This window comes from Pelagihabitans pacificus, assembly GCF_009371985.2.
Taxonomy (GTDB): Bacteria; Bacteroidota; Bacteroidia; order Flavobacteriales; family Flavobacteriaceae; genus Pelagihabitans; species Pelagihabitans pacificus.
In genome coordinates this window covers 326107-351139 of the sequence record NZ_VIKU02000003.1, presented here as the reverse complement: position 1 = coordinate 351139, position 25033 = coordinate 326107, and the positions used below count along the sequence as shown (strand labels likewise).

At 47.1% G+C, this 25033-nt stretch carries 21 protein-coding genes; 6 read left to right on the top strand and 15 right to left on the bottom strand.

Annotated elements, in window-relative coordinates:
• Positions 1-4: 4 nt before the first annotated feature.
• From FK220_RS12115 to leuC, 6 genes are all read right to left on the bottom strand, one after another.
• A complete protein-coding gene (locus tag FK220_RS12115; RefSeq protein ID WP_152574593.1) occupies positions 5-772 on the bottom strand; it encodes a 5-deoxy-glucuronate isomerase in 768 nt (255 codons plus the stop codon).
• Positions 773-798: 26 nt separating this feature from the next.
• Positions 799-1557: an SDR family NAD(P)-dependent oxidoreductase gene (locus FK220_RS12110; protein ID WP_238718996.1), complete on the bottom strand. Its 759-nt coding sequence runs from the start codon at positions 1555-1557 to the stop codon at positions 799-801.
• A 250-nt stretch (positions 1558-1807) separates the two neighbouring features.
• On the bottom strand, positions 1808-2863 hold the full coding sequence (leuB, locus tag FK220_RS12105; protein WP_152574592.1) for a 3-isopropylmalate dehydrogenase: 1056 nt from the start codon (positions 2861-2863) through the stop codon (positions 1808-1810).
• A 58-nt stretch (positions 2864-2921) separates the two neighbouring features.
• On the bottom strand, positions 2922-4436 hold the full coding sequence (locus FK220_RS12100; protein WP_152574591.1) for an alpha-isopropylmalate synthase regulatory domain-containing protein: 1515 nt from the start codon (positions 4434-4436) through the stop codon (positions 2922-2924).
• Between the two features lie 125 nt (positions 4437-4561).
• Positions 4562-5158, bottom strand: a complete 597-nt coding sequence (gene leuD, locus FK220_RS12095; RefSeq protein WP_152574590.1) for a 3-isopropylmalate dehydratase small subunit — start codon at positions 5156-5158, stop codon at positions 4562-4564.
• A gap of 70 nt (positions 5159-5228) precedes the next feature.
• A complete protein-coding gene (gene leuC, locus FK220_RS12090; RefSeq protein ID WP_152574589.1) occupies positions 5229-6644 on the bottom strand; it encodes a 3-isopropylmalate dehydratase large subunit in 1416 nt (471 codons plus the stop codon).
• Positions 6645-6890: 246 nt separating this feature from the next.
• Here leuC and FK220_RS12085 point away from each other — a divergent pair, with 246 nt between their 5' ends.
• On the top strand, positions 6891-8000 hold the full coding sequence (locus FK220_RS12085) for a DUF2911 domain-containing protein (protein ID WP_152574588.1): 1110 nt from the start codon (positions 6891-6893) through the stop codon (positions 7998-8000).
• On the opposite strand, the gene recG is transcribed toward FK220_RS12085, so the two are convergent.
• Positions 7993-10098, bottom strand: coding sequence for an ATP-dependent DNA helicase RecG (gene recG / locus FK220_RS12080; RefSeq protein ID WP_152574587.1), 2106 nt, complete (start codon positions 10096-10098; stop codon positions 7993-7995). The two genes, FK220_RS12085 and recG, sit on opposite strands and share 8 nt — an antisense overlap.
• An 81-nt stretch (positions 10099-10179) precedes the next feature.
• On the opposite strand from recG, the gene FK220_RS12075 reads away from it, so the two are divergent.
• Positions 10180-12258, top strand: a complete 2079-nt coding sequence (locus tag FK220_RS12075; RefSeq protein ID WP_152574586.1) for a M1 family metallopeptidase — start codon at positions 10180-10182, stop codon at positions 12256-12258.
• A gap of 2 nt (positions 12259-12260) precedes the next feature.
• Positions 12261-13172 carry a patatin-like phospholipase family protein gene (locus FK220_RS12070; RefSeq protein ID WP_152574585.1) on the top strand — a complete coding sequence of 304 codons (912 nt, stop codon included), beginning with the start codon at positions 12261-12263 and terminating at the stop codon, positions 13170-13172.
• A 65-nt stretch (positions 13173-13237) separates the two neighbouring features.
• Here FK220_RS12070 and FK220_RS12065 read toward each other — a convergent pair whose 3' ends face one another.
• The 5 genes from FK220_RS12065 to FK220_RS12045 form a co-directional block, all read right to left on the bottom strand.
• On the bottom strand, positions 13238-13756 hold the full coding sequence (locus FK220_RS12065; RefSeq protein WP_152574584.1) for a DUF7935 family protein: 519 nt from the start codon (positions 13754-13756) through the stop codon (positions 13238-13240).
• 76 nt (positions 13757-13832) lie between these two features.
• On the bottom strand, positions 13833-14603 hold the full coding sequence (locus tag FK220_RS12060; protein ID WP_152574583.1) for an OmpA family protein: 771 nt from the start codon (positions 14601-14603) through the stop codon (positions 13833-13835).
• Positions 14604-14663: 60 nt separating this feature from the next.
• Complete coding sequence (locus FK220_RS12055) at positions 14664-16238, bottom strand: FMN-binding glutamate synthase family protein (protein ID WP_152574582.1); 1575 nt, start codon at positions 16236-16238, stop codon at positions 14664-14666.
• 6 nt (positions 16239-16244) lie between these two features.
• Entirely contained in the window at positions 16245-17558 is a 1314-nt protein-coding gene (locus FK220_RS12050; RefSeq protein ID WP_152574581.1) for an amidohydrolase, read from the bottom strand.
• 10 nt (positions 17559-17568) lie between these two features.
• Positions 17569-18114: a DsrE family protein gene (locus tag FK220_RS12045; RefSeq protein WP_152574580.1), complete on the bottom strand. Its 546-nt coding sequence runs from the start codon at positions 18112-18114 to the stop codon at positions 17569-17571.
• 142 nt (positions 18115-18256) lie between these two features.
• Here FK220_RS12045 and FK220_RS12040 point away from each other — a divergent pair, with 142 nt between their 5' ends.
• The 3 genes from FK220_RS12040 to FK220_RS12030 all read left to right on the top strand — a co-directional run bounded on the left by FK220_RS12040 (position 18257) and on the right by FK220_RS12030 (position 22326).
• A complete protein-coding gene (locus FK220_RS12040; protein ID WP_152574579.1) occupies positions 18257-20581 on the top strand; it encodes an ATP-dependent helicase in 2325 nt (774 codons plus the stop codon).
• Between the two features lie 66 nt (positions 20582-20647).
• Positions 20648-21529, top strand: a complete 882-nt coding sequence (locus FK220_RS12035; protein ID WP_238718995.1) for a glycoside hydrolase family 16 protein — start codon at positions 20648-20650, stop codon at positions 21527-21529.
• Between the two features lie 176 nt (positions 21530-21705).
• On the top strand, positions 21706-22326 hold the full coding sequence (locus FK220_RS12030) for an L-threonylcarbamoyladenylate synthase (RefSeq protein ID WP_152574578.1): 621 nt from the start codon (positions 21706-21708) through the stop codon (positions 22324-22326).
• 134 nt (positions 22327-22460) lie between these two features.
• On the opposite strand, the gene FK220_RS12025 is transcribed toward FK220_RS12030, so the two are convergent.
• The 3 genes from FK220_RS12025 to FK220_RS12015 all read right to left on the bottom strand — a co-directional run bounded on the left by FK220_RS12025 (position 22461) and on the right by FK220_RS12015 (position 25007).
• A complete protein-coding gene (locus tag FK220_RS12025; RefSeq protein WP_152574577.1) occupies positions 22461-23318 on the bottom strand; it encodes an OmpA family protein in 858 nt (285 codons plus the stop codon).
• Between the two features lie 97 nt (positions 23319-23415).
• Positions 23416-24420: a glycosyltransferase family 2 protein gene (locus tag FK220_RS12020; RefSeq protein ID WP_152574576.1), complete on the bottom strand. Its 1005-nt coding sequence runs from the start codon at positions 24418-24420 to the stop codon at positions 23416-23418.
• Positions 24421-24560: 140 nt separating this feature from the next.
• On the bottom strand, positions 24561-25007 hold the full coding sequence (locus FK220_RS12015; protein ID WP_152574575.1) for a type I restriction enzyme HsdR N-terminal domain-containing protein: 447 nt from the start codon (positions 25005-25007) through the stop codon (positions 24561-24563).
• Positions 25008-25033: the final 26 nt, after the last annotated feature.

The window sequence follows — 25033 nt, the reverse complement described above, 5'->3', positions numbered from 1 at the left end:
GCTTTTATTCAAAATTAGGGTCGTTAATGGCCAGGTCGTAGCGCCTACTTTCGGGGCGGAGGGCAGACATGATCCAGAAATAACAACTATTGACACCCGGCATCCCCACCGTCGGGTGGTACCCTTCCGGAATAATGACGCAGTCACCCGTTGATACGGGAAACACCGCTTCTATTTCACCAGGGACCCGAGAGGCCAGGTGTAAGGCAAACTTGGGTTTTGGGATATCAAAATAAAAATAGATTTCTTCCAAATCCTTGCTGTGCTGATGGGGTGGCCAGCTCGTCCAACGACCATCGGCCCCTTCGGTAATCCCACAAATAAGACTCGAGGCCTTGTCTTGTTGGGCTAGTGTCATGAATACATCACGCTTGTAGGTAGATTGCCCATGCACCTGTCGAATGTCGCCCAAAGGCAGCGTGCCGTCATAGGGGCGAACAAAGAAAGCGCCTTTTCCGAGATACGGTCCACCTCCCAGGAAAAAAATACTGTCTTCCTTTGCCGTAATCCGAACCTTTTGTTTGGCAGGCAGGTAAAATGAATCCCTAGGATTCAGGCGATGGCTGTAATCCCCAGCGTTGAGGACGCAGTGTCCCGATACAAGCACGGTATTCAGTTCGAGCAGTTCATGTTCCAAGTCGTAGCTTGCGTCTTTGTCCAAGTTCAGGCGAAAGGCCCAAGTTACCGTGCAAGGCGAGTTTTCCGGTGATACCACCGTATGAAAACCTGCTTCCTCCGGACTTTCATATTTCCAATCTAGCTCATTTTTCATTTTTCAAGTTGTTAGCGTAACGGATTCTAAATACAGGCGGTAATCCCACCATCCACATAGATGATCTGTCCGTTGACAAAGCTGCTCGCCCCGGAACTCAAATACAAAAGGGTACCAATAAGTTCCTCGGGATTCCCCCAGCGATTGGCGGGCGTTCTTTGACACAGCCAGCGGTCGAATTCCCCATCTTCATATAGGGCTCTGGTCATTTCGGTCTTGAAATAACCGGGGCCGATGGCATTCACCTGAATGTTGTATCCGGCCCACTCGGTCGCCATCCCCCGGGTCATCATTTTTAGTCCGCCTTTGGAGGCCGCATAGGGCGTAATGGTCGCTCTGCCCAAAGTACTTTGCAGGGAACAGATGTTGACGATCTTGCCCGCTTTTTGGGCTATCATGGGTTTCACGAATGCTTTTGAGACCAGATAGGCCGCTTTCAGATTGGTGGTGATCACTTCATCGAACGCCTCTTCGGGAAAATCCTCCAGCGGATGGCGTCGTTGTACACCGGCATTGTTGACAAGGATGTCCAAGGGACCGACTTCATTGTGGATACGTCGGGCATTTTGCGCAATGTCCGAAGCATTGGTCACATCGAAGGCAAAAGGGGTGGCTTTGTACCCCTTTTCGTGAAATTCCGCAACGGAAGCCTGCAGTTTCCGTTCGTTTCTTCCGTTGAGCAACACATGGACCCCTTGTTGTGCAAGCCCCTCGGCCATTATGTTGCCCAATCCACTACTGGATCCGGTTATCAAAGCGGTCTTGCCTGTCAGCTGAAAGTCCATATAGTTTACAATTGGTGATTGGTTAACCAAATTACAAAAAATAAGGAGAAGTACTACATAGAAACTCCCTAGTAACCGAATGGTAGTGGTACTAATGGAATTAGGGCCCTTTTACCTGCTTGGGGATGGATGGTCGATGGCTATCCAACCACTGTTCCGAGGCGCCTTTGAACGGGTACGGGCGTATCGGCATCAGAAAGCCATGTTTCTATAGCGAACAATTCCCCAACGATGCATGAAGACGGCGAATCTACAGACTTTTGGCCAACCAATCCCCGACTTCGCTGGTCTTGTATGCCTTGCCACCATCGGCCAAATCTTCGGTGACGATGCCCTCGGCGAGAGACTTGTTGACCACCCTACGGATATCGTCGGCTTCCTGTGTGAGATCCAGATCTTCGAACAACATGGCCGCGGATAGCACGGTTGCCAGCGGATTTGCGATGTCTTTCCCGGCCGCTTGTGGGTAGGAACCGTGAATGGGCTCGTATAAGGATACCTTGCTGCCTACCGAAGAGGAAGGCATCAAGCCCATCGATCCGGAAATCACGGAAGCCTCATCGGTAAGGATATCCCCGAACAGATTGGCCGTAATGATCACATCGTATCCTTTGGGCCATTGGATCAAACGCATGGCGACGGCATCCACGAATTCGTAGGATACCTCGACCTCGGGATAGTCTTTTTCCATCGCCTGCACCGTTTCCCGCCATAGACGGGAGGACTCCAAAACGTTCGCCTTATCGACGCAGCAGAGTTTTTTGGAGCGTTTCATGGCCATTTCGAACCCTTTTTTGGCCAATCGCTCGATTTCAAAACGCTGATAGGTCATGGTATCAAAGGCGGTATGGCCATCATCTTTCCGGCCACGTTCCCCAAAATACACGCCCCCGGTCAACTCGCGAAGGATGATGAGATCGGTACCTTCGATACGATCCCGTTTCAAGGGGGATTTATCGATTAAGGAGGGAAAGGTAAAGGTGGGGCGCACATTGGCAAAGAGTCCCAATTTTTGTCGCATTTTCAGGAGTCCTTGCTCGGGTCGTACTTTCGCGGAGGGGTCGTTGTCGAAACGGGGATGCCCAATGGCACCGAAGAGCACCGCATCGGAGTTGGCGCAAATTTCATGGGTCTCATCCGGATAGGGTTCGCCTACCGCATCGATGGCCGCTGCTCCCGTCAACGCGGGTTGCCAGGTGATGTCATGATGGTATTTGACGGCTATCGCATTACATACTTTTACCGCTTGATCGATTACTTCGGGTCCGATACCGTCTCCGGCCAATAAGGCAATATTTAGGTTCATTGTCTGATTTTAGTTCTAATAAAAGTCTAGATTCTAGTCTCTATGTTCTTATTTCTTTTTAAATAATATTCAACATCTTTTCCGTAGCCTTAATCGCCGACACCGTCTGATCGGAATCCAATCCCCTGGAGGTGAACTCCTTCCCTTCTTTTTCCCAGGTGATGATCGTCTCGCAAAGCGCATCGGAACTACTACCAGGTGGAATCCGCACCGCATAATCGATTAATTTTGGCAATTCCATTTTTTTGCTGGCATATACCTTTCGTAGAGCGTTCATAAAGGCATCATATTGTCCGTCACCCGAGGCGTTTTCCTCGTACAGCTTACCATCGATCTCCACCGAAAGAGTAGTGGAGGGCCGCAATCCCTTTGAATGGGTCAGCACATAGGATTTCACGAATACCTTTTGTTGAAAATCGGTGTCCAGCACGTCCGAAATGATATAGGGCAGATCGTCCTTGGTCACCCGCTCCTTTTTGTCGCCCAACTCGATGATGCGTTGGGTTACTTTTTTCAGTTCCTCGTCGTTGAGGGTAAGACCCAGTTCCTGAAGATTCTTTTGGATATTCGCCTTGCCCGACATTTTGCCCAAGGCGTACTTTCGCTTGCGTCCAAAACGTTCGGGCATCAAGTCGCTGAAGTACAGATTCTTTTTACTATCCCCATCGGCGTGTATACCAGCGGTTTGCGTGAACACATTATCCCCGACAATGGGTTTGTTCGATGGTATTCCGACCCCGGTAAAGGCAGACACCAACTTGCTTACCTTGAACAATGCTTTTTCGTTGACCTCCATGGTCACTTCGGGTAAAAAGTCATTGATGACCGCAATAGCACTTGCCATCGGGGCATTTCCTGCCCGCTCTCCCATGCCGTTCACGGTCAAATGCAGTCCGTGACAACCGGCCTTGACGGCTTCCATGATATTGGCGACCCCCAGGTCGTAATCGTTGTGGCCGTGAAAATCGAAATGCATATCCGGATAGCGTTCGATGATTTCCGAAATGTAGGCAAAGGTTTCTCGATGGGTCAGAATCCCCAAGGTATCGGGCAACAAGACCCTTTTGATGGGCTGTGTCGACAAAAAATCGAGGAATTGGAAAACGTATTCCCTGGAATTGCGCATGCCGTTGCTCCAATCCTCCAAATAAATATTACTGATGAATCCCCTCTTCTCCGCTGCCGAGAAAATGGCGGCGATATCGGTAAAGTGCTGTTCGGGCGTTTTTTTAAGTTGGTGCTTTAGATGATTCAACGAACCCTTGGTCAACAGGTTTTGGGTAATGGCACCTGCTTTTTCCATCCATTTAAGGGAAACCCCGCCATCGGTAAAGGTGAGGACTTCCACATTTTCCAAACAGCCATTCTCCGCCGCCCATTGGGAAATCTGCTTCACGGCTTCCAGCTCCCCTTCGGAGACCCTGGCGGAGGCCACTTCGATGCGGTCGACCTTTAGTTCCTCCAACAACAACTTGGCAAGGGTCAACTTTTCGGAAACGGTGAACGATACCCCGGACGTTTGTTCGCCGTCCCGAAGCGTCGTATCCATAATTTCCAATTTGCGCGTTTTCATTTTTTTTTCTGGTTCTAGAAGTCCCATCTACTTGGGAATCGTGTCGGGCATGGCCAAAGGCATCCATCAAACATCGTCAAAGTGTAGCCGAGGCCCCTCTGTAGTACCCGTCAGGATCCTATCGTTTACAAAGGACGATTCTTGGCAAAGGCCCGGATATCCTCCTTGATGTTCAGGAGGTAGTCGATATCGTCGTAGCCATTTAGCATATTGGATTTCTTATACTCGTTAATATCGAACATTTCCTGTTCCCTGGTAGCCACTAAGGTAATCGTTTGGTTAGGGAGATGCACTTCCAAAAGGGTGTTGGGGTCTTTCTCGATGGCCTCAAAAATTGTTTGTAGAAAGTCAGGGGTCACCTGTACGGGGAGTACCCCGATGTTCAAACAGTTGTTGCGAAAGATATCGGCAAAAAAGCTCGATACCACGCATCGAAAACCGTAATCATAAACGGCCCAGGCCGCATGTTCCCTCGAAGATCCGGAACCAAAGTTTTTACCCCCTACCAGTATTCTACCACTGTATTTGGGGTTGTTCAATACGAAATCCTTTTTTACCGAATGGTCGCTTCCATAGCGCCAATCCCGGAAAAGGTTATCCCCGAATCCTTTACGTTCCGTGGCCTTCAAAAAGCGGGCGGGAATTATTTGGTCGGTATCCACATTTTCAATGGGAAGTGGAACCGCGCTGGAAGTCAATATATTGAATTTATCGTATGCCATTTTTGTGTTGCTATGCGCATATCGCCGGTCGCAATACGCTTATTTGTGTTTTCTAGGTTTTATAAAGGGGTTACGCCATTTCCATGGTCATCAGTTCACGGGGGTCCGTGACCTTTCCGGTCACCGCCGCCGCCGCCGCCACTAGGGGACTCGCCAATAAGGTACGTGCCCCGGGGCCTTGACGGCCTTCGAAATTTCGATTGGAAGTACTGACCGCATATTTACCGGGTGGTATTTTATCCTCGTTCATCGCCAAACAGGCCGAGCACCCCGGTTCCCGAAGTTCAAAACCGGCTTCATGAAGGATATCCAAAATACCCTCTTCCTTAATGGCGGTTTCCACCTTGTGGGAGCCTGGAACCAACCACGCGGTCACGTGTTCCGCTTTTTTCCTTCCTTTTACGATGGAGGCAAAGGCCCTAAAATCCTCAATACGGCCATTGGTACAGCTGCCCAGGAAGACAAAATCGATTTTTTTGCCCATCATGGCTTCCCCTTCATGGAAATCCATGTACTCAAGCGATTTCTTATAAGTGGCGACACCGCCTTCAACGGCTTCCGCAAGGGGAATGCCATTAGAGATCCCGATACCCATTCCTGGATTGGTGCCATAGGTGATCATCGGTTCAATAGCAGCGGCATCAAAGGTGATTTCCTTATCGAACTCCGCCCCCTCTTCGGAAGGGAGGGTCTTCCAATAGGCCATCGCGGTATCCCATGCTTCCCCTTTGGGAGCGAACTCCCTTCCCTTCACGTACTCAAAGGTCCTTTCATCCGGTGCGATCATGCCGCCACGAGCGCCCATTTCGATACTTAGGTTACAAACCGTCATGCGTCCCTCCATTGACATATCCCGAAATACCTGGCCGGCATATTCGACAAAATAACCGGTGGCCCCCGAGGTGGTCAACTGGGAAATGATATAAAGAGCGACATCCTTGGGAGTCACTCCGAAGTTCAGTTTTCCCTCTACATTGATACGCATGCTTTTGGGCTTGGTCTGCATGATGCATTGGGTGGCCAATACCATTTCAACTTCCGAGGTGCCGATACCAAAGGCAATCGCCCCGAAGGCCCCATGGGTGGAAGTATGGGAATCCCCGCATACAATAGTCGCTCCCGGCAGCGTAATGCCATACTCGGGTCCGACTACGTGTACAATACCATTTTTTTCATGGCCCAATCCCCAGTAGGATATCCCATATTCATTCGCATTTTCTTCCAACATTTTCAATTGATTGGCCGATAGCGGGTCTTCGACCGGCAGATGCTGGTTGATCGTAGGGGTGTTATGGTCTGCGGTGGCGAAGGTCTTCTCGGGATACATCACACGGATGCCACGGTTTTTAATCCCGAGAAAAGCTACGGGACTCGTAACTTCATGAACCATGTGACGGTCGATGAACAGGACATCGGGGCCATTTTCAATGCGCTGTACCACATGGGAATCCCAAACTTTGTCGAATAGTGTCTGTTTTGCACTCATAATCTGTGTCTTCTAAGCTCACAAAACTAAGCAAACTAGTGCTTTTAAGAAATTTATGCGATTTAAAATTACGATGTTCAACCTAGGGCCACGGAATCCTTTTTCACTGTAGACCCGATGTTTATCGGGATTGCCGTTAACATTCCGTCAGGTACTTTAACGCAACACTAACAAAATCGAGTCGCACAGAACCGTACTTTTAAGAAGACAACCTGTATCAATTAGTAATCAGAAAACAATCAAAAAATGAAACGAAAGTACAACACTGCCATGATGCTCTTTTTTGTAGGGCTTCTATTTTTTTCGACCGAAACCAACGCACAGCTTACGCTTCCGACCGGAAGTCAAAAAGCAAGTGTAACACAGACCATCGGGATTTCCGAAGTTACCATTACCTATTTCAGACCCAGTGTCCGGGACCGTGAAATTTGGGGGAGCCTCGTACCCTACGGAATGAACAACCTAGGGTTTGGTACCGCGAAAGAGTCCCCTTGGCGGGCCGGTGCCAACGAAAATACGGTGATTACCTTTTCGCACGACGCCCAAATCGAAGGCCAACCCCTACCGGCAGGGACGTATGGACTGCACATGATCGTCAATGAAGATGATTCCGCGACTGTGATTTTTTCCAAGAATAGTACCGCATGGGGAAGCTATTTTTACGACCCTTCCGAAGATGCGCTGCGGGTAGATGTGCAGACAACGGAGACGCCCCATACCGAACAACTCACCTATAGTTTTGTAAACGTGGAGCCACGTGCGGCGGTAGTGGCCTTGGATTGGGAAAAGAAACGAATTCCCTTTACGGTCGAGTTTGATGTTACGAACATTGTGCTGACCGATATTCGGGAGAAACTACAGAGTTCACCGGGTTTCAATCGCCAGACCTGGGAACAGGCGGCCAACTTTGCATTGAACAATGGAGGGGACTTGGACGAGGCGCTTGGCTGGGTTGATGCAGCGATCGAGGGACAGTTCTTTAGCCAGAAAAACTTTACCAATTTGGCCATTAAGGCCCGTATTCTGGAAAAGCAGGGAAAAACGGCGGCGGCCGATGCGGTTATGGAAGAAGCCATGGCCTTGGGGACCGTATTTGAAATTCACGGGTATGGAAGACAACTGATTGCCCAAGGTCAGAAGGAAAAGGCGATGGAAGTATTCAAGAAAAACGCTAAAATGCACAAGGGTAGTTGGCCGGTCGATTTTGGACTTGCCAGGGGATATGCCGCTATGGGTAATTATAAAACAGCCCTAAAACATCTGAAAATTGCCGAGGGTAGGGCGCCCGATCAATTGAATAAGGATGCCATTACCGGATTTATGGTAAAATTGGAGAATAACGAGGATATCAACTAATATAATTCCAAATGGTCTTATGCTTCATCAACCTGGCATAGGTATGTCGGATAGTTTGGTTTTCCGGATGCTCCAGTGCCGGGTCGTCCTTTAAGATTTTTAGGGCGTAGTAGCGAGCCGTCTTTAGAATATCGTTGTCCTTCACCAAATCCGCGATCTTCAGATTGAGAATACCGCTTTGCTGGGTCCCCATGAGATCCCCGGGTCCCCGAAGTTTCAAATCTACCTCGGCAATTTCAAACCCGTCGTTCGTGCGGACCATCGTTTCCAGGCGGGTCTTGGCTTCCGAGGATAGCTTGTGGCCCGTCATCAGAATACAGAAGCTTTGCGCCGCTCCCCGGCCTACACGCCCCCGTAACTGATGCAGTTGTGACAATCCGAAACGTTCGGCACTTTCAATGATCATCACGGAGGCATTGGGCACGTTTACGCCGACCTCGATCACCGTGGTGGCTACCATAATCTGGGTCTCGCCTTTTACAAAACGTTCCATCTCGTAGTCTTTGTCCGCCGGTTTCATTTTTCCGTGTACAATGGAAATCTGATAGGCGGGCAGCGGGAAGTCCCTTGCGATGCTCTCGTACCCATCCATCAAATCCTTGTAATCCAGGGCTTCCGATTCCTGTATTAAGGGATAAACGATATAAATTTGCCGACCTTTTTTGATTTCGTCCCTCAGAAATTGAAATACCTTTAACCGATTGCTATCGTAGCGGTGTACCGTCTTAATGGGTTTTCGCCCGGGAGGCAACTCATCGATAACCGAAATATCCAAATCCCCGTACAGGCTCATCGCCAAGGTACGGGGGATCGGTGTTGCCGTCATCACCAGGATATGGGGCGGAATGTCGTTTTTATGCCATAGCTTGGAGCGTTGGGCCACCCCGAACCGATGTTGCTCGTCCACAATGGCCAAGCCCAGATTGTTGAACTTCACTTTGTCCTCCAACAGGGCATGGGTACCGATCAGTATGCGTAGTTCCCCATTTTCCAATTGTTCATGGATGGGTTTGCGTGCCGATTGCTTCACGGAACCCGTGAGCAGGCTACAGCTTACGCCCGTGCCTTCCAACAGCTGCCGAATACTGTTATAGTGTTGGGTGGCCAATATTTCGGTAGGGGCCATCAAGCAGGCCTGAAAACCGTTATCAATGGCCAACAGCATGGTCATGACCGCCACGATAGTCTTTCCCGAACCTACGTCGCCCTGCAGCAAGCGGTTCATTTGGGCGTTGCTTCCCAAATCGGCCCGAATTTCTTTCACCACCCGTTTTTGGGCATCGGTCAATTCAAAAGGCAGGTGGTTGGCATAAAACTCGTTGAAAAGCGGGCCGACCTTGTCGAAATTATAGCCTTTGATTTTTTGCTTTCTAAGCAGTTTTTTGGAAATCAGCTGCAGTTGTATAAAGAACAGTTCCTCGAACTTTAATCGAAACTGGGCCTTGGCCAATAGCTTCTGGTTTTTTGGGAAGTGAATATTGAAGACGGCCTCCTTTTTGGATAGTAGTTTTAGTTCCTGTAGCAGGTGGGGCGAGAGTGATTCCGAAAAACGGCCTTTGGTCTCCATGAACAGTTGTTGCATCAGTTTATTGATGACCCGATTGGTAATGCCCTTTGCGCTTAGTTTTTCGGTGGAGGGGTATACGGGCTGCATGCTTACTTTGAGTCCTTTTTCATGTTCCGAAAGCAGTTCCATTTCAGGGTGGGGCATCGAGTACATCCCGTTGTACCAATTGCATCTGCCGAAAATTACGTAGGGGGTGTTGAGTTGTAGGTTTTCCCGAATCCATTTCTGACCTCGGAACCAAACCAACTCCATTTGTCCGGTTTCGTCGACAAAGGTGGCCACCAACCGTTTTCCCCGTTTCTGCTCAACGGTCTTGATGTTGATAATCTTTCCGATGATCTGAACATCGGCGTTGCTGCGCTGCAACCCCCCAATTTTGTAATACTGGGTTTTGTCGATATAGCGGTTGGGGAAGAGATTGAGTAGGTCTTGGTAGGTGCCGATTCCCAATTCGGACTGCAAGGTCTGGGCCCTATTCGGGCCTACTCCCTTGAGGTATACGATCGGTGTCTGTAAGAGACGGATGTCCATGCAACGAATTTAGGGCTTCGACCCTATAAGTGCAACAAACTAAAATGGTAAATTTGGCCTATTATTTGTTTTCATCCCCATATGAAGGTATTGTATTTCATCATTTTGTCCCTATTGATAACCCAATCGTTTGCACAACGGCAAGATCGGGTCGATTTCATACGGGGGGAGGTGTTCGTGGAACCCATTCCGGAGGAAAAACAGATCAACGGCCACGTGACCTATACATTTACCGTTTTGCAAAACGTGGATTCGGTGTTTCTGGATGCGAAAAATATGGAATTCACTTCAGCATTGCTCGATTCGAAAACACCCAACTTTACCAATAACGGAAATACCATCACCGTTCACCATCCTTTCAAGCAAGGGAATTCCCATACCCTGACCCTGGGATACACCACACAACCCAAACAAACGCTCTATTTTATGGGGTGGGAAGACGATGTGGAGGGAAATGAGCAGATATGGACACAGGGACAAGGGAAGTACACCAGCCATTGGCTGCCCAGCTTCGATGACATGAACGAAAAAGTGGAATTTGACTTGAATATAAGCGCCAATCCCAAATTCGACGTAGTAGCCAACGGTAAGTTAAAGGAAATAGTAAGTAGTCAAAACGGTGATGTTATTCATTCCTTCGACATGGAACATCCGATGAGCAGCTATTTGTTGGCACTGGCCATCGGGAAGTATCAAAAACAGCAATTGACATCGGAAAGTGGCATCCCCATAGATAACCATTATTATCCGAGCGATAGTCTAAGGGCCGAACCTACCTACCGTTATACCAAAAAAATATTCGATTTCCTGGAAGCGGAAATCGGGGTGCCCTATCCTTGGCAGAACTACAAACAGATTCCGGTGCGGGATTTTCTATATGCCGGAATGGAGAATACGGGCACGACCATTTTTTCCGATGGGTATGTCATCGATTCTACGGCCTTCGTCGATAAAAACTATGTAAACGTGAATGCCCATGAACTCGCACATCAGTGGTTCGGTAATCTGGTCACCGAAGTCGACGGCAACCATCATTGGCTGCATGAGGGATTCGCCACCTACTATGCTTATTTGGCCGAAAAGGAAATTTTTGGGGACGACCATTATTTTTGGAAATTATACCGTTCCCTATTGGCATTGCAAGAAGTGGTGGAGCGTGGGGAAGGGCAGAGCTTGCTCGACCCCAAGGCAAGCAGTCTCATTTTTTATGAAAAAGGGGCGTGGGCCTTGCATATGCTACGGCACGATGTCGGGGATGACGTTTTTAGAAAAGGGATAGTAGGTTATTTAAGAAAATACCGGTTTAAAAATGTGACGGTGGATGATTTTCTTAATGAAATGGAACGAGCTGGCGGCAAGGAGCTGTCGCGGTTTAAAGAGGATTGGTTGGTAAACGACGACCTGCCCTTTGTACAAGCAAAAAAAGTATTGGCAGCCGATTCGCCTTCCTTGGAGCTATTATTTAAAATGGAGGAAGATGTACAACAGGCGCAGGGTGATGACATTGATTATTCGGGGTATTGGAATACAACGACTTCCATCCACCTAAAACAACATATAGTCGGCAACTATGGCAAGGTGCTGCCCGCGGAAATCATCGGGAAGGCCTTTGCTTCCGACACCGTCACTGTACGCCAAGCCTTGTCGATGGTCGACGATCCAAAAACGTTTCCGAAGGCCCAATTTGAAACCTTATTGGAAGACCATAGCTATTTCACCATTGAGAATGCCTTGTTACAACTTTGGATGGCATATCCCGAGGACCGACCGAACTATTTAAATGCGACGAAAGGCATTGTTGGACTGCCAAACAAAAATGTTCGCTTGTTATGGCTTACTTTGGCCATATTGACAAACGGCTACGACGATTCGGATACGAAAAACTACTTTGATGAATTGAGCGGATATACCAATCCGCGATATTCTTTTGAAGTACGGCAAATCGCATTCCAGTATCTTAAGGAGGCCTTCGGTTTTACGGAACAGAATCTGTTGGATTTGGCCGAAGCAACGGCACATCATTCCTGGCAGTTTCGGAAGTTTTCCCGAGCTCTTTTGGACAGCCTTTTACAGGATGAGGTCTATAAAGAACGTATTTCGATGCTCGTCGGCAAACTAGAACCGGACGAAAAACGGTATATTCAAAGCAAATTGAACTGATTATGCGGGCACTGGTCATATCCGGGGGTGGTAGCAAAGGGGCGTTTGCGGGCGGGGTGGCGCAATACTTGATGCAGGAGTTGGGGCATCGCTACGAGCTTTTTCTGGGTACGTCTACAGGCAGTCTGTTGATTTCCCATCTGGCACTCGAGAAAATCCAGAAAATCAAATCGGTCTACACCTCGGTGAACCAGGAAAGTATTTTTAGCAATTGTCCGTTCCACATCGAAAAAAAATACGGGGTTCACAACATCAGTATCAACCACTGGAATGTTCTCAAAAACTTTTATAGGGGAGGAAAGACCTTTGGGGAAAGTCATAACCTTTTAAAATTGATTAAGGAAAGTATCACTCCCGAGGAGTTTAAAACCTTGAAGGACGGCCCTATGGAGATTATCGTGACCGTTTCCAATCTTTCCCTAAATCAAGTAGAATACAAAAGTATCAATGATTATAGCTACGATGAGTTTTGTGAATGGATTTGGATTTCCTGTAATTATGCTCCCTTTATGAGCCTGGTGCGTAAAAATGGCTGCGAGTATGCCGATGGGGGCCTTGGAAATATGGTTCCCATAGAAGAGGCGGTGAAACGGGGGGCGACGGATATCGATGTGATCGTTTTGCAGACGGAGGTAAGTCACCTTAATCGGATGCCTTCAAAAAACCCATTTTCGCTCTTGACCACTATTTTTGAGTTTATCCTGGATCGTATCGAACATCAGAATATTCGGATCGGAAAACTGGTAGCGAACCATCATGATGCCATTATCAATTTTTACTACACGCCAACGGTGTTGACTACCAACTCCTTAATTTTTGACAAGGAGAAAATGACGGCTTGGTGGGAGAGTGGCTATAACTACGCCAAGTATAAAAATGTGGAACTCAACCAAATCGAGCCTGAATTGGATTAGTCGGCAAAAGGTACCCGGAATGGATCAAAAGGATTTGTTATCGATTTTACCTGCGCTTTTTGGTTTTACCACAAATCGCCGATCTCTTTTTTGACAAAGGAGAGGGCGGTTGCCGAAGGGGACGACTTGTCCATCGTCTCGGTCAAAATGTCTTCCCGCAGTTTGTCGGCGGAATCGGTCTCGCTCATGGCCGCCTTGCGGATCATCTGAATCGTGGCACTTTTGGCCGCCTTGATGATGTTCCAACATTCATCGGTCATATAAATCTGTTGTGAAAGGTTGTGGTCGAACTCGGTCTCGATGGTCTTGATCAACAGGTTTTCATAAGCATTCTTGTCGGGCGATTTAGGAGCCACGCGAACAACCAAACTGGGAATGGCGATGCGCTCCAGAAACAACGCCATACGTTCATAAGCCTGTAATCGTATCGGCAGGGTATTTTTTTGGGAATCTTTATGCAACAGAAACCGTCTTCTCCCTTCCTCGTTATTGGTATGTAGTCTAAAAAAATAAAAAGCGACCGCTCCGGTTACCACGGCGGGCAATAAATAAGCGAATAATTGAAATATTCCTTCTCCAGTCATGTTTTTGGCTATTGATTACACGATGTAGAACGAAGGTTTTTACCAAAAATTATATGTGGAAAGTCAATTGGGGCTACTAATTGGCGTTTCTCATATTTTCCCGTACCATCAAGTAAAACTCATCGAACTTCGGATGTATTTTAAAGTTGATACCTTCCTTGAAATTACCGTCCTTTCCAAGTGCCATGATGCGGTTCGGGTCTATTTCAAAATTCTTTTGAAGTACCGAGGAAATCGTTGCCGCTTGTTGCGCGGCCAAATCCAACTCCCCGGTCATACTGAGTCCTTCAATGGTCAACGCCGTTTTCGGGTTGGCTTTCAATATCCCGGCAATTTTCCCGAGCCAAGGCTCGGCTTCTGCACTGATGTTACTTTTTGACCCATCCCCGAAGAGCGACTCCAAGCTTTCCGAGATGACAACGGCCCCATTGGAAACGGCGACCCTTGCATTTTCGCCCAGCGACTGTTTGGCGTTGGTCAGCACCACGATGGCCGTAGAATCATTACTGGCTATGGCATCGTTGATATCTTTTAACTGGGCCTCTTTTTCCGATAGGCTTGCAAGGGCGTTGTTGATGTTCTCCGAGTTTTTATTGGAGACTTCGGCAAAACTACTGAGGTTTTTGAGCAAGGTTGCATTGGCATCCTGTAGTTCCAATACTTGACTTTCGAACGATTCGGCCTTCGCTTTACTGATACGTTCATTTTTCTTCGCCTCGGACACCAGCCCTTTCACCGAATCCAGTTGCGATTTCAAACTCTCGATTTGAGCAAAGAGCTCGCTTTTCTTCTGCCCGAATACTGCGGTGCCACATAGTAGGAAGGTTAGGAGTATAAATGTTCTCATGGGGTAGTTTTCTAGATTAATAACTGGGATCGTTCATCGAATGAATTGCACAAAAGTATGTTATTCGAAAGTTTTTTGGAAATCCTTTCCGCCGAGATATTCACATCGATAAAGTTCCTCGACCGAAGTAAATGCAACTTCGGTCTTGTCGTAGCCATAGGTAGCTTTTAGGTCCCTATTCAAGTCGGTATCGTCTACGTTTACCTGTACGTCTTGCATGTTGAACTGACAGGGATGTTCATAGCCGGCTGCATGGGTGATCTCCAACAGCTCTTTTCGAAAGGTTTTGAAGTACTGGGCCAAACGATCCGATTTTAAGGGAATGTCGATACCTCGTTGCCGCCATTTGTTTTGGGTTGCGATACCGGCAGGACATCGGTTGGTATGGCACACCTGTGCTTGAATACATCCGATACTCATCATGGCCTCCCTAGCGACATTAATACAGTCGATACCCATGGCAAAGGCCATGGCCGCCTTTGCCGGGAACCCCAATTTTCCACTTCCTATAAAGACGATGCGTTCGGTGAGATTCCGTGTTTGAAATACTTTGTAAAGGCTCGAGAACCCGTAGACCCAGGGTAGGGAAACGTGGTCGGCAAAGGAGGGAGGTGCTGCCCCCGTACCGCCTTCACCACCATCGACCGTTATAAAATCCGGTCCTTTCCCGGTTTTGAGCATCAAGTCGGCGAGTTGCTCCCATTGATCTAGCTTTCCGATAGCGCCCTTGATGCCTACCGGAAGCCCCGTCTCTTCGGCAATATCCTCTATCAGTTGCATAAGTTCGGGGATATTGTCGAAGGCTTTGTGTGTAGCGGGGGAGAGGACATCTTTCCCCACTTCCACGCCTCTTATTTTGGCTATTTCAGGAGTAATTTTTGCTCCCGGCAAAACCCCGCCCTTTCCGGGTTTCGCACCTTGTGAAAGCTTGATTTCGATGGCCTTTATACACGGTTTCCTAGAAACCAGTTCCTTCATTTTTTCCATGGAAAAATTGCCATCCTTCGAGCGAACGCCAAAGTATCCGGTGCCAAAATGAAAAATAACATCACCCCCTTTATTGTGATAGGGAGAAAGGCCGCCTTCCCCCGTATTGTGATACGCTTGCGCCTTTGCAACGCCTTTGTTCAGGGATTCAACGGCCGCTGCTGAGAGGGAACCAAAGCTCATGGCCGACACGTTGATAATCGATGCCGGACGATAGGGTTTTTGACGTCGGTTATAAGCCCCCATTACCTTGGCACAGGGCACAAATGTTTTGTCCGATGCATTGGGATGGCTGTCCGGTACCCTGTAGGCCATCATCTGGTTTTTAATGAAGATGTGTTGATGGGCGTAGATATCCCGGTCGGTACCAAAGCCCTCGTAGTTGTTTTGTTTTTTCGCCGAAGCGTATATCCATCCGCGTTCTATGCGATTAAAAGGGAGCTCCTCGCGATTGTTGGCTACGAAATACTGCCGCATCTCGGGCCCGATACTTTCCAACCAATAGCGCAAATGTCCCACGACGGGGTAATTATGCGAAATGGTATGGGCGCGTTGGAAGAAGATATCCCTGATGGCGACGAGTAGAATGACAAAGAACACCCATGCCCACCATGGGATGCCCGAAAAAAAATCGACAAATTGCCCCACCGCGTATTATTTTCCTTTGATGGTTGGAGCAACGGCCGAATTGTCCGCGCTGTTCAAGTAGTCCAGGCTCATTTCGGTCAACGCCTTTACTCCCAATAAAAGGCCGCTATCATCTATAAGGAAATCCGGGGTATGATGCGGAAACGACTCCGTATTCCCCGGGGTCATTCCTCCCAGGAAAAAGAAGAAACCAGGAGCTTCCTTTTGAAAATACGAGAAATCCTCGGCCCCGGTAATGGCTTTTTGCAGCTTTACGTTTTCAGGACCCGCAACACGTTGAATTGTTGGTAACATTTGATCTACCAGCGCGGGCTCATTATAGGTAATCTCAGTGGCTTCCCGAATTTCGCAGGTAGCCTCGCCGCCATAGGCTTTGGCAATCGTCGCGACCATTTCTTTCATACGTTTGTTGATATGGTCTTTCATTCCATAATCCAAGGTGCGTATGGTGCCTATCATTTCGGCACTTTCGGGAATGATATTAAACCGTACCCCGCTTTTGATTTTTCCGACGGTGATAACGGCGGCTTCATTGGTCAACTCTGCCTCCCGACTGATGATGGTTTGAAGTCCATCGATTATTTTGGCACTGATCAAAATAGGGTCTACCCCGGACCACGGCTGCGACCCATGGCTCTGTTTCCCTTTCACATTGATGGTAAAGCTCTGCGCGGCCGCCATGGCGCCGCCAGGTTTGTATTTGATCATCCCGACGGGAGTTTGGGAATTGATGTGGAGACCGAAAATGGCATCTACTTTCGGATTTTCCATAACGCCTTCCTTTACCATTAACAGTGCACCGCCTTCTTCTCCCGGTGGCGGACCCTCCTCGGCGGGCTGAAAGATGAATTTGACCGTTCCTTTGATTTTGTCCTTGTTGTTGGCAAGTACCTCGGCGACCCCCATAAGAATAGCCGTATGGGTGTCGTGTCCACATGCGTGCATTACACCGACTTTTTCCCCTAAGAACTCAGAGGTTACCGTCGATTTAAAGGGAAGGTCGTTGCGTTCGGTAACCGGCAGTGCGTCGATATCGGCACGCAAAGCGACCACTTGACCGGGCTGATCCCCTTTCAAAAGTCCGACTACCCCCGTGTGGGCGACCCCGGTCTGTACTTCTATCCCGAGGGATGTAAGGTGTTCCGCTATTTTTTCAGCGGTTTTGAACTCCCTGTTTCCCAGTTCGGGATGTTGATGGATGTCTCTTCGCCATTCGATTACCTTGTTTTCTATCGCGCTGTAGTCATTGGACAGATCTGGGGTCTGTGCCAGTGCCACGGCGCTAAAAAATAGGATTCCTGCTACCATTAATTTTTTCATTTGCTTTGATTTAAAATTTTATAAGTCGATAGTTTTGATTTTGTAGATCGATCAAGGCGGTCATGGCCGAAAGGGATAACTGTACCCCCTCAATCAAATCTTCCCTGGGAAAGCCCCGCGACTCGGACGACTGTCCGCAGAAAATCACTTCTCCACCGACGTCCAATAGGGCCTTAATCAATGCTTGGTTGGGATTGTCGGTGCCGTAGCGTTTTTGGTATGCCTCGTTGGTGATGATATCCTTCGAGGCTTGGTTGTGAACGACCAAGGCTATCTTTAACCGCTCCAAGGGAACGCCACTTTGGGCATGCATATTGAGAAATCGTGCCGCCGTCTCGATACTTTTGTTAAGTGCATCATGGCCCTCGGGCGAATTCATGATATCGAAAACCGCTTTGTAAGTCTTTGTGGTGTCTACCTTGAAATCCGGATTTTTGATTTCAAAGACTTCCCCGAATTCCTTGATAATCGGTCCCTTTGTTCTCTTCTGGGCATTTAGGGGAACCAGTAACAAAAGAAGACTAAAAATGGTCAGCAAGCGTAAGACCTTCCTCATGTGTTTAGTTTAATCCCTAAATATATCCAAAATCGAGAGAATCACCAGTTATTGTTTATAATTATGATTCACTTGATTTTAGTAAACCCTCAATTATCGCTAATTTCACATCTTGAACCAGTTTATTAAAACCGCGTAAGAGTTGAGCAATTTCCTAGACGAGTTGAACGATGCCCAAAAAGCCCCGGTTCTCCACAAAGACGGACCTTTGATGGTGATAGCCGGTGCAGGCTCGGGCAAAACACGGGTACTTACCTACCGGATCGCCCACCTGATGGAACAAGGCGTCGATGCGTTCAATATTCTTGCATTGACCTTTACGAACAAGGCAGCCCGTGAGATGAAGAAGCGTATTGCCGAGATCGTGGGTGCCTCAGAGGCCAAAAATCTTTGGATGGGCACGTTTCATTCGGTGTTTGCCAAACTGTTGCGTTTTGATGGCGATAAACTGGGCTTTCCAAGCAATTTTACGATTTACGATACACAAGATTCCCAGCGACTAATTGCCTCCATCATCAAAGAGATGGGACTTGATAAGGATATTTATAAATACAAACAGGTTCAGAATCGTATCTCATCCTTCAAAAACAGTCTCATTACGGTAAAGGCCTACTTTAATAATCCCGAATTGGTAGAAGCCGATGCGATGGCCAAACGACCTAGAATGGGCGAGATCTATCAAAATTATGTGGATCGCTGTTTTAAGGCAGGTGCGATGGACTTCGATGATCTGCTGCTCCGGACCAACGAATTGCTAAACCGTTTTCCTGAGGTATTGATGAAGTATCAAGATCGGTTTCGGTATATACTGGTCGACGAGTACCAAGACACCAACCATTCCCAATATTTGATCGTAAAAGCCCTTGCAGACCGGTATCAGAATATCTGTGTGGTGGGCGATGATGCACAAAGTATCTATTCGTTCCGTGGTGCGAATATTACGAACATCCTCAACTTTCAAAGGGATTATGACAATGTAGGGGTATACCGACTGGAACAGAACTACCGTTCGACCAAAAATATTGTCAACGCGGCCAATTCGATTATCGCAAAGAACAAAAACCAGTTGGAAAAGGTCGTATGGACGGCCAATGATGAAGGGGCGATGATCAAGATACACCGCAGTCCGACCGATGCGGAGGAGGGTCGTTTTGTTGCTGGATCTATTTGGGAAAATAGAATGCAACATCAAATGGCCAATGGGGAGTTTGCGGTGTTGTATCGAACCAATTCACAATCGCGTGCCATAGAGGACGCGTTGAGAAAAAGAGATATTCCCTATCGTATCTATGGCGGTCTCTCGTTCTATCAACGAAAGGAGATCAAGGATGTATTGAGCTATTTGCGGTTGGTTCTCAATCCAAAGGATGAGGAGGCGCTTAAACGCATCATTAACTTTCCCACAAGGGGTATCGGGCAAACGACCATTGATAAATTGGTGGTCGCTGCCAATCATTACGGCCGTTCCATTTTCGAGGTAATAGAGCATTTGGATAAAATTGATTTGAGGATCAATTCCGGTACCAAGATCAAATTGCGCGATTTCGTGACAATGATCAAAAGCTTTCAGATCATGAACGAAGGGGTCGACGCCTTTGCCCTGGCCGAACATGTCGCCAAAAAAACAGGGATTTTGTTGGAATTCAAAAAAGACGGAACCCCGGAAGGTATTGCCCGAATGGAAAATATTGAGGAACTGCTCAATGGTATCAAGGATTTTGTGGAAGGGCAAAAAGAATTGGCGGATGCTAAAGGAGATTTGGGGGAGTTTTTGGAAGATGTAGCACTTGCCACCGATTTGGATAAGGATACCGGGGATGATGACAGGGTTGCCCTTATGACCATTCATTTGGCCAAAGGGCTTGAGTTTCCCTATGTATATATTGTGGGTATGGAGGAAGACCTTTTCCCATCTGCCATGAGTATGAATACCAGGAGTGAACTGGAAGAGGAACGAAGACTTTTTTACGTGGCATTGACACGGGCCGAACAACAGGCCTATTTGACCTATACCCAAAACCGGTACCGATGGGGAAAACTGATCGATGCCGAGCCCAGTAGGTTTTTAGAGGAAATCGATGGGCAATATGTGGAAAATCTTACACCCTTGGATGGTGGATACCGTTACCAACCTTTGATAGATTCCAATATTTTCGGCGATGTCGACAAAAGTAAGTTGCGACAGTCGAAACCGAAGAATGGAACTCCGCCAAATGTATTGAAACCCAATGAGACCCAACTGAGAAAACTTAGAAAATTGAAGCCCGAATTGTCGAGACCGGTTGGAAACACCAATGCCATAGATCCCAGTCTTGCGGAAGGTTCCTTGGTCAACCATACCCGTTTCGGCCGTGGTAAGGTCATAAAAATAGAAGGTGCCGGAAACGATAGAAAAGCTGAAATTCAATTTGAAAAGGGGGATGTCAAAAAATTGTTGCTGCGCTTTGCGAAATTGGAAGTACTATAGCATGTCGCTTTTCCAATACGCGGAGCGACCCTTTAAACGAACCATAACACACAAAAAATCACTGCCATGAAAACGCTCAAAATGGAGTTGGGTCCGCTAGCGTTGATGTTGCTGGTTTTGACTACCTGTGGCGACTCCGAAATCCAAGAACCCCCTAGGATGGCTGAAGAAAAACCGGTACCACCTACTGCGGAGGATGTTTTTGCCGATGATTTTTGGGATACGGCAGAATTGGTCTGGAACGATGAATTCGATGGGGATGCCCTAGTGGGTGATAACTGGATTTTTGAGACCGGATCCCACGGCTGGGGTAACAATGAGTTGCAGAATTACGTAGTCGATGACAATGTCGAGGTGAGCAACGGAACGTTAAAGCTCATCGCAAAGAAAGAAAAAAGCGGTACCGCCGACTACACCTCTACACGACTGAATAGCAAAAAAACCTTTCGCTATGGGAGAATGGAAATTCGGGCAAAAATTCCCGAACATAAGGGGAACGGGATCTGGCCCGCACTATGGATGTTGGGATCGGACATAAAGACCGTCGGTTGGCCCGCATGTGGTGAAATCGATATCATGGAGTATGTGAGTTTCGATCCCAACAAAATGCATTTTTCCATTCACAGTACGGCCAATAATCATGTGAAAGGCACCCAGATTACCTCCGGTCCGTTGACGCTGGATACCATCGAGGAGGAGTTTCACAACTACGGGGTGCTGTGGACGGACAAATACCTGAAGTTCTATATCGATGATATGGATAACGTGAAGCTTTCCTTTCTTCGCCCGGCTACTTATAATGAGGATAATTGGCCCTTTTCAAAGCCCTTTTATTTTTTGATGAATATTGCAGTAGGGGGTAATTGGGGAGGCCTTGAAGGGGTCGATGACGCCATTTTCCCCGCAACCATGGAAGTCGATTATGTGAGGGTGTATCAGGTGAAATAAATTGATGTACAAATAGGTGCCGATACCAAACCGACACTGCTTTTTTAACGAGACCAAGGGCCTTGTGGTCCTGATATGTTACAAAGAGCATCGAATAGCAGCACGATAGGAATAATGGAAGAAAGATCAATTATCCTAAGAATAACTAGTACCTTAGTAAGTAACAAGTGTCGAGCATGGCAGAGTTTATCAAAATATACGAGGAAAATCCCAACCCAAAGGAAATTCAGAGGGTGGTGAATGTACTGCGTGATGGCGGATTGGTAATTTATCCCACAGATACGGTATACGGTTTGGGTTGCGACATCACCAATACCCGCGCGTTGGAACGCATTGCACGAATCAAAGGGGTAAAACTGGCCAAGGCCCACTGGTCTTTTATTTGCGCCGATTTGAGCAACTTATCCGATTATGTAAGGCAAATCGATACGGCGACCTTCAAAATATTGAAAAGGGCACTTCCGGGTCCGTATACCTTTATCCTCCCTGGCAACAATAATCTCCCGAAGGATTTCAAGAAAAAGAAGACAGTGGGAATAAGGGTGCCGGACAACGCCATTGCAAAGGCGTTGGTAGAAGGCTTGGGAAACCCCATTGTTTCCACCTCCATAAGGGATGAGGATGAACTGCTGGAATACACCACCGATCCGGAATTGATTTATGAAAAATGGCGGAATCTAGTCGATATCGTAATCGATGGCGGCTACGGCGGCAATGTGGCCTCGACCATTATAGACCTTTCGGAAGGGGAGCCGGTAGTAATCCGGGAGGGAAAAGGAGCAGTCGATATTTTCTAGGAAGTAGTGTTTTTAGAAGAACAGGGGTTCCATTCCATATGGATGGAAGTTTCAAGATTAGTTTGGTATCGAAACCCTCGTAACAAAAAAGTGCGCCCTTTGGCGCACTTTTCCTTATAAATTATGTTGAAAGCTTAATCGTTGATTGCAGGGTCTTTCATTCCCTCCTCGATCATGCTATAGAACTGGTCGATCTTGGGTAATACCACAATTCTGGTTCTTCTGTTTTTAGACTTCTCTGTCGGAGAAACCGGAACGTACTCCGCTCTACCTGCAGCGGTCATACGCTTGGGATCGACACCATAATCGTTTTGCAGGATACGGACAACGGCGGTAGCTCTTTTCACACTCAAATCCCAGTTATCCAACAAAACGCCATTTCTTCCACTGTAGGGGACATCATCGGTATGGCCTTCTACCATAAACTCAAAATCTGGCTTGTTGTTCACTACTTGGGCCACTTTCCCTAAAACTTCCTTCGCACGGGTTGTCACATTGTAACTTCCACTGCTGAATAACAATTTGTCCGAGATGGAAACAAATACCACACCTTTCTCAACACTGATTTCGATGTCCTCGTCATCCAAATTTCCTAGAACACCTTTCAAACTCTGTACCAAAGCCAGGTTCACGGAATCTCTTCGAGTAATCGCATCGTTCAGCTTTCGTATGGTCAAATCCTTTTCCTTCAGGCTCTCCAATGATTTTTCCAAATTTTCGGCTCCCTTGGTGGTCAAGGTAGTCAAATTGCCCATGTTGTTGATCAATTCCTGATTGTTGGCCTTCAAGAACGCGTTTTGGTCCTCCAAGGTTTTCATCCGGGAAGTAGCGGTCGCCTTTTCCTCCAGACAATCATTCAGCTTCACCGTCGCTGAATTCAAAAGATCTTGCGTTTCTTTTTGCTTCGCTTCCAAATCGGCGTATTTTTTTTGAGACACACAAGAAGACAGTAATAAGGTAATTCCTAAACAGCCTAAAATGATTTTTTTCATAATTATAATGCTAAGTATTAATGTTTGTTATTTGTTTTGATATCCAAAATAAGCGACAAAATTATAGAATCGCTGAATCTAGCTCTCGCGAAATTAGTTAATCTTTTACTAAATCGCTGAACTTTTCTATCTGATGTACGAAATGGGACCACACTATGGATTTAACTACATAGTACTTTAATATAAAATTGGCTTTTTCCCTTTTGCGGTACATCTTCCCGAATTGCCTGTAAAAACTAAAGTGCGCACGAAGTATCGCCCAACAATGGCTGAATTTGAATTGAAAGATGAAACGTAAGGCTGCGACACCGTCCAATAACAAACGAATCATGATAATCAGCAATGCCTTTCTGCGCGGTAGGTTCTTGGTAATCGAAAAAAGGGAGTTACGAAAATTAAGATAGGTTTTCTTGGGGTTCATATTACTCAGGGTAGACCCCCCCAGGTGATAGACTTTTGATTCCCCGACATAGTATACCTGATGGCCCTCATTCTTGGCACGCCAGCATAGGTCTACTTCTTCTTGATGCGCAAAATAAGCCTCGTCAAAACCTCCCAGACTGTTAAAAACTGTTTTTCGTATGAACATACAGGCCCCCGTTGCCCAGAAGATTTCCCTGGTGTCATCGTACTGCCCTTCATCCTTCTCCAAGGCCTGAAAAATACGCCCTCTACAGAACGGATACCCAAGTTGGTCCAAAAAACCGCCTGCGGCCCCGGCGTATTCAAAATGATCCCTTTTGATCAAATCCAGAATTTTTGGCTGTACGATGGCTATTTGGGGATTTTCGGCAAAAAGTCTTTGAATAGGAACGAGCCAGTTTTCGGTGACCTCGACATCGGAATTCAGAAGACAAAAAATATCTGCGTCAACCTGCTTCAAGGCATCGTTATAGCCCTTGGCAAACCCCCCGTTCACGGTGTTCTGGATTATTTTTACACTTGGAAAATGCGCTTTTAAAAAAGCAACGGAACCGTCGGTAGAAGCATTGTCGGCAACGTAGATATCCGCATCTTCCGAATACCGTAGTACCGAAGGAAGGTAGCTTTCCAGTAAAAGCTGTCCGTTCCAATTTAATATGACAATGGCGATTTTTGACATGAATAGTTGCCAAATCCTTATAGGTGGCGTTGTAGTTTACCATGAAAGCCGACAAAGTAAAGAAATATTTTAGAATGGTGGTGGTATACTTCGGTCACAAAGCGGTCACAAAATCGTTTCCGATACATAAATAGTGATGGTTAACGCTTGTAATCGGGGATGTCGGACAGGAAGGTATACTTCTCATTCCCATAGTCCATTTTACAATAATAATGAACCAGACCATTGGTCACCATCAGATAAACTGCCTTTAATCGCATATTGTACCTTGCTATCTGGTCGAATACGCTTTGATCAATAGAAACCGAAGGGGCCTTGCATTCTACCAAGAGCCCGATATCCCCGGTCGGATTGAAGACCACTACATCATATCTTTTTTTAATTCCGTTCAGGCTCAGGTGTTTTTCAACATTGATGAGGCTTTTTGGATATTTTTTTTCCAGCATGAGATAGTGTACCACATGCTGACGTACCCATTCCTCTGGCTGCAAGACCACGAATTTTTTACGGATGACGTCAAAAATTTGGACTTTATTTTCGCTACTTTTGAAACGAAAGTCATAGGCAGGAAAGTGTAGTGCTTGCATAGCACAAATTTGGTATTTTTTTTTGG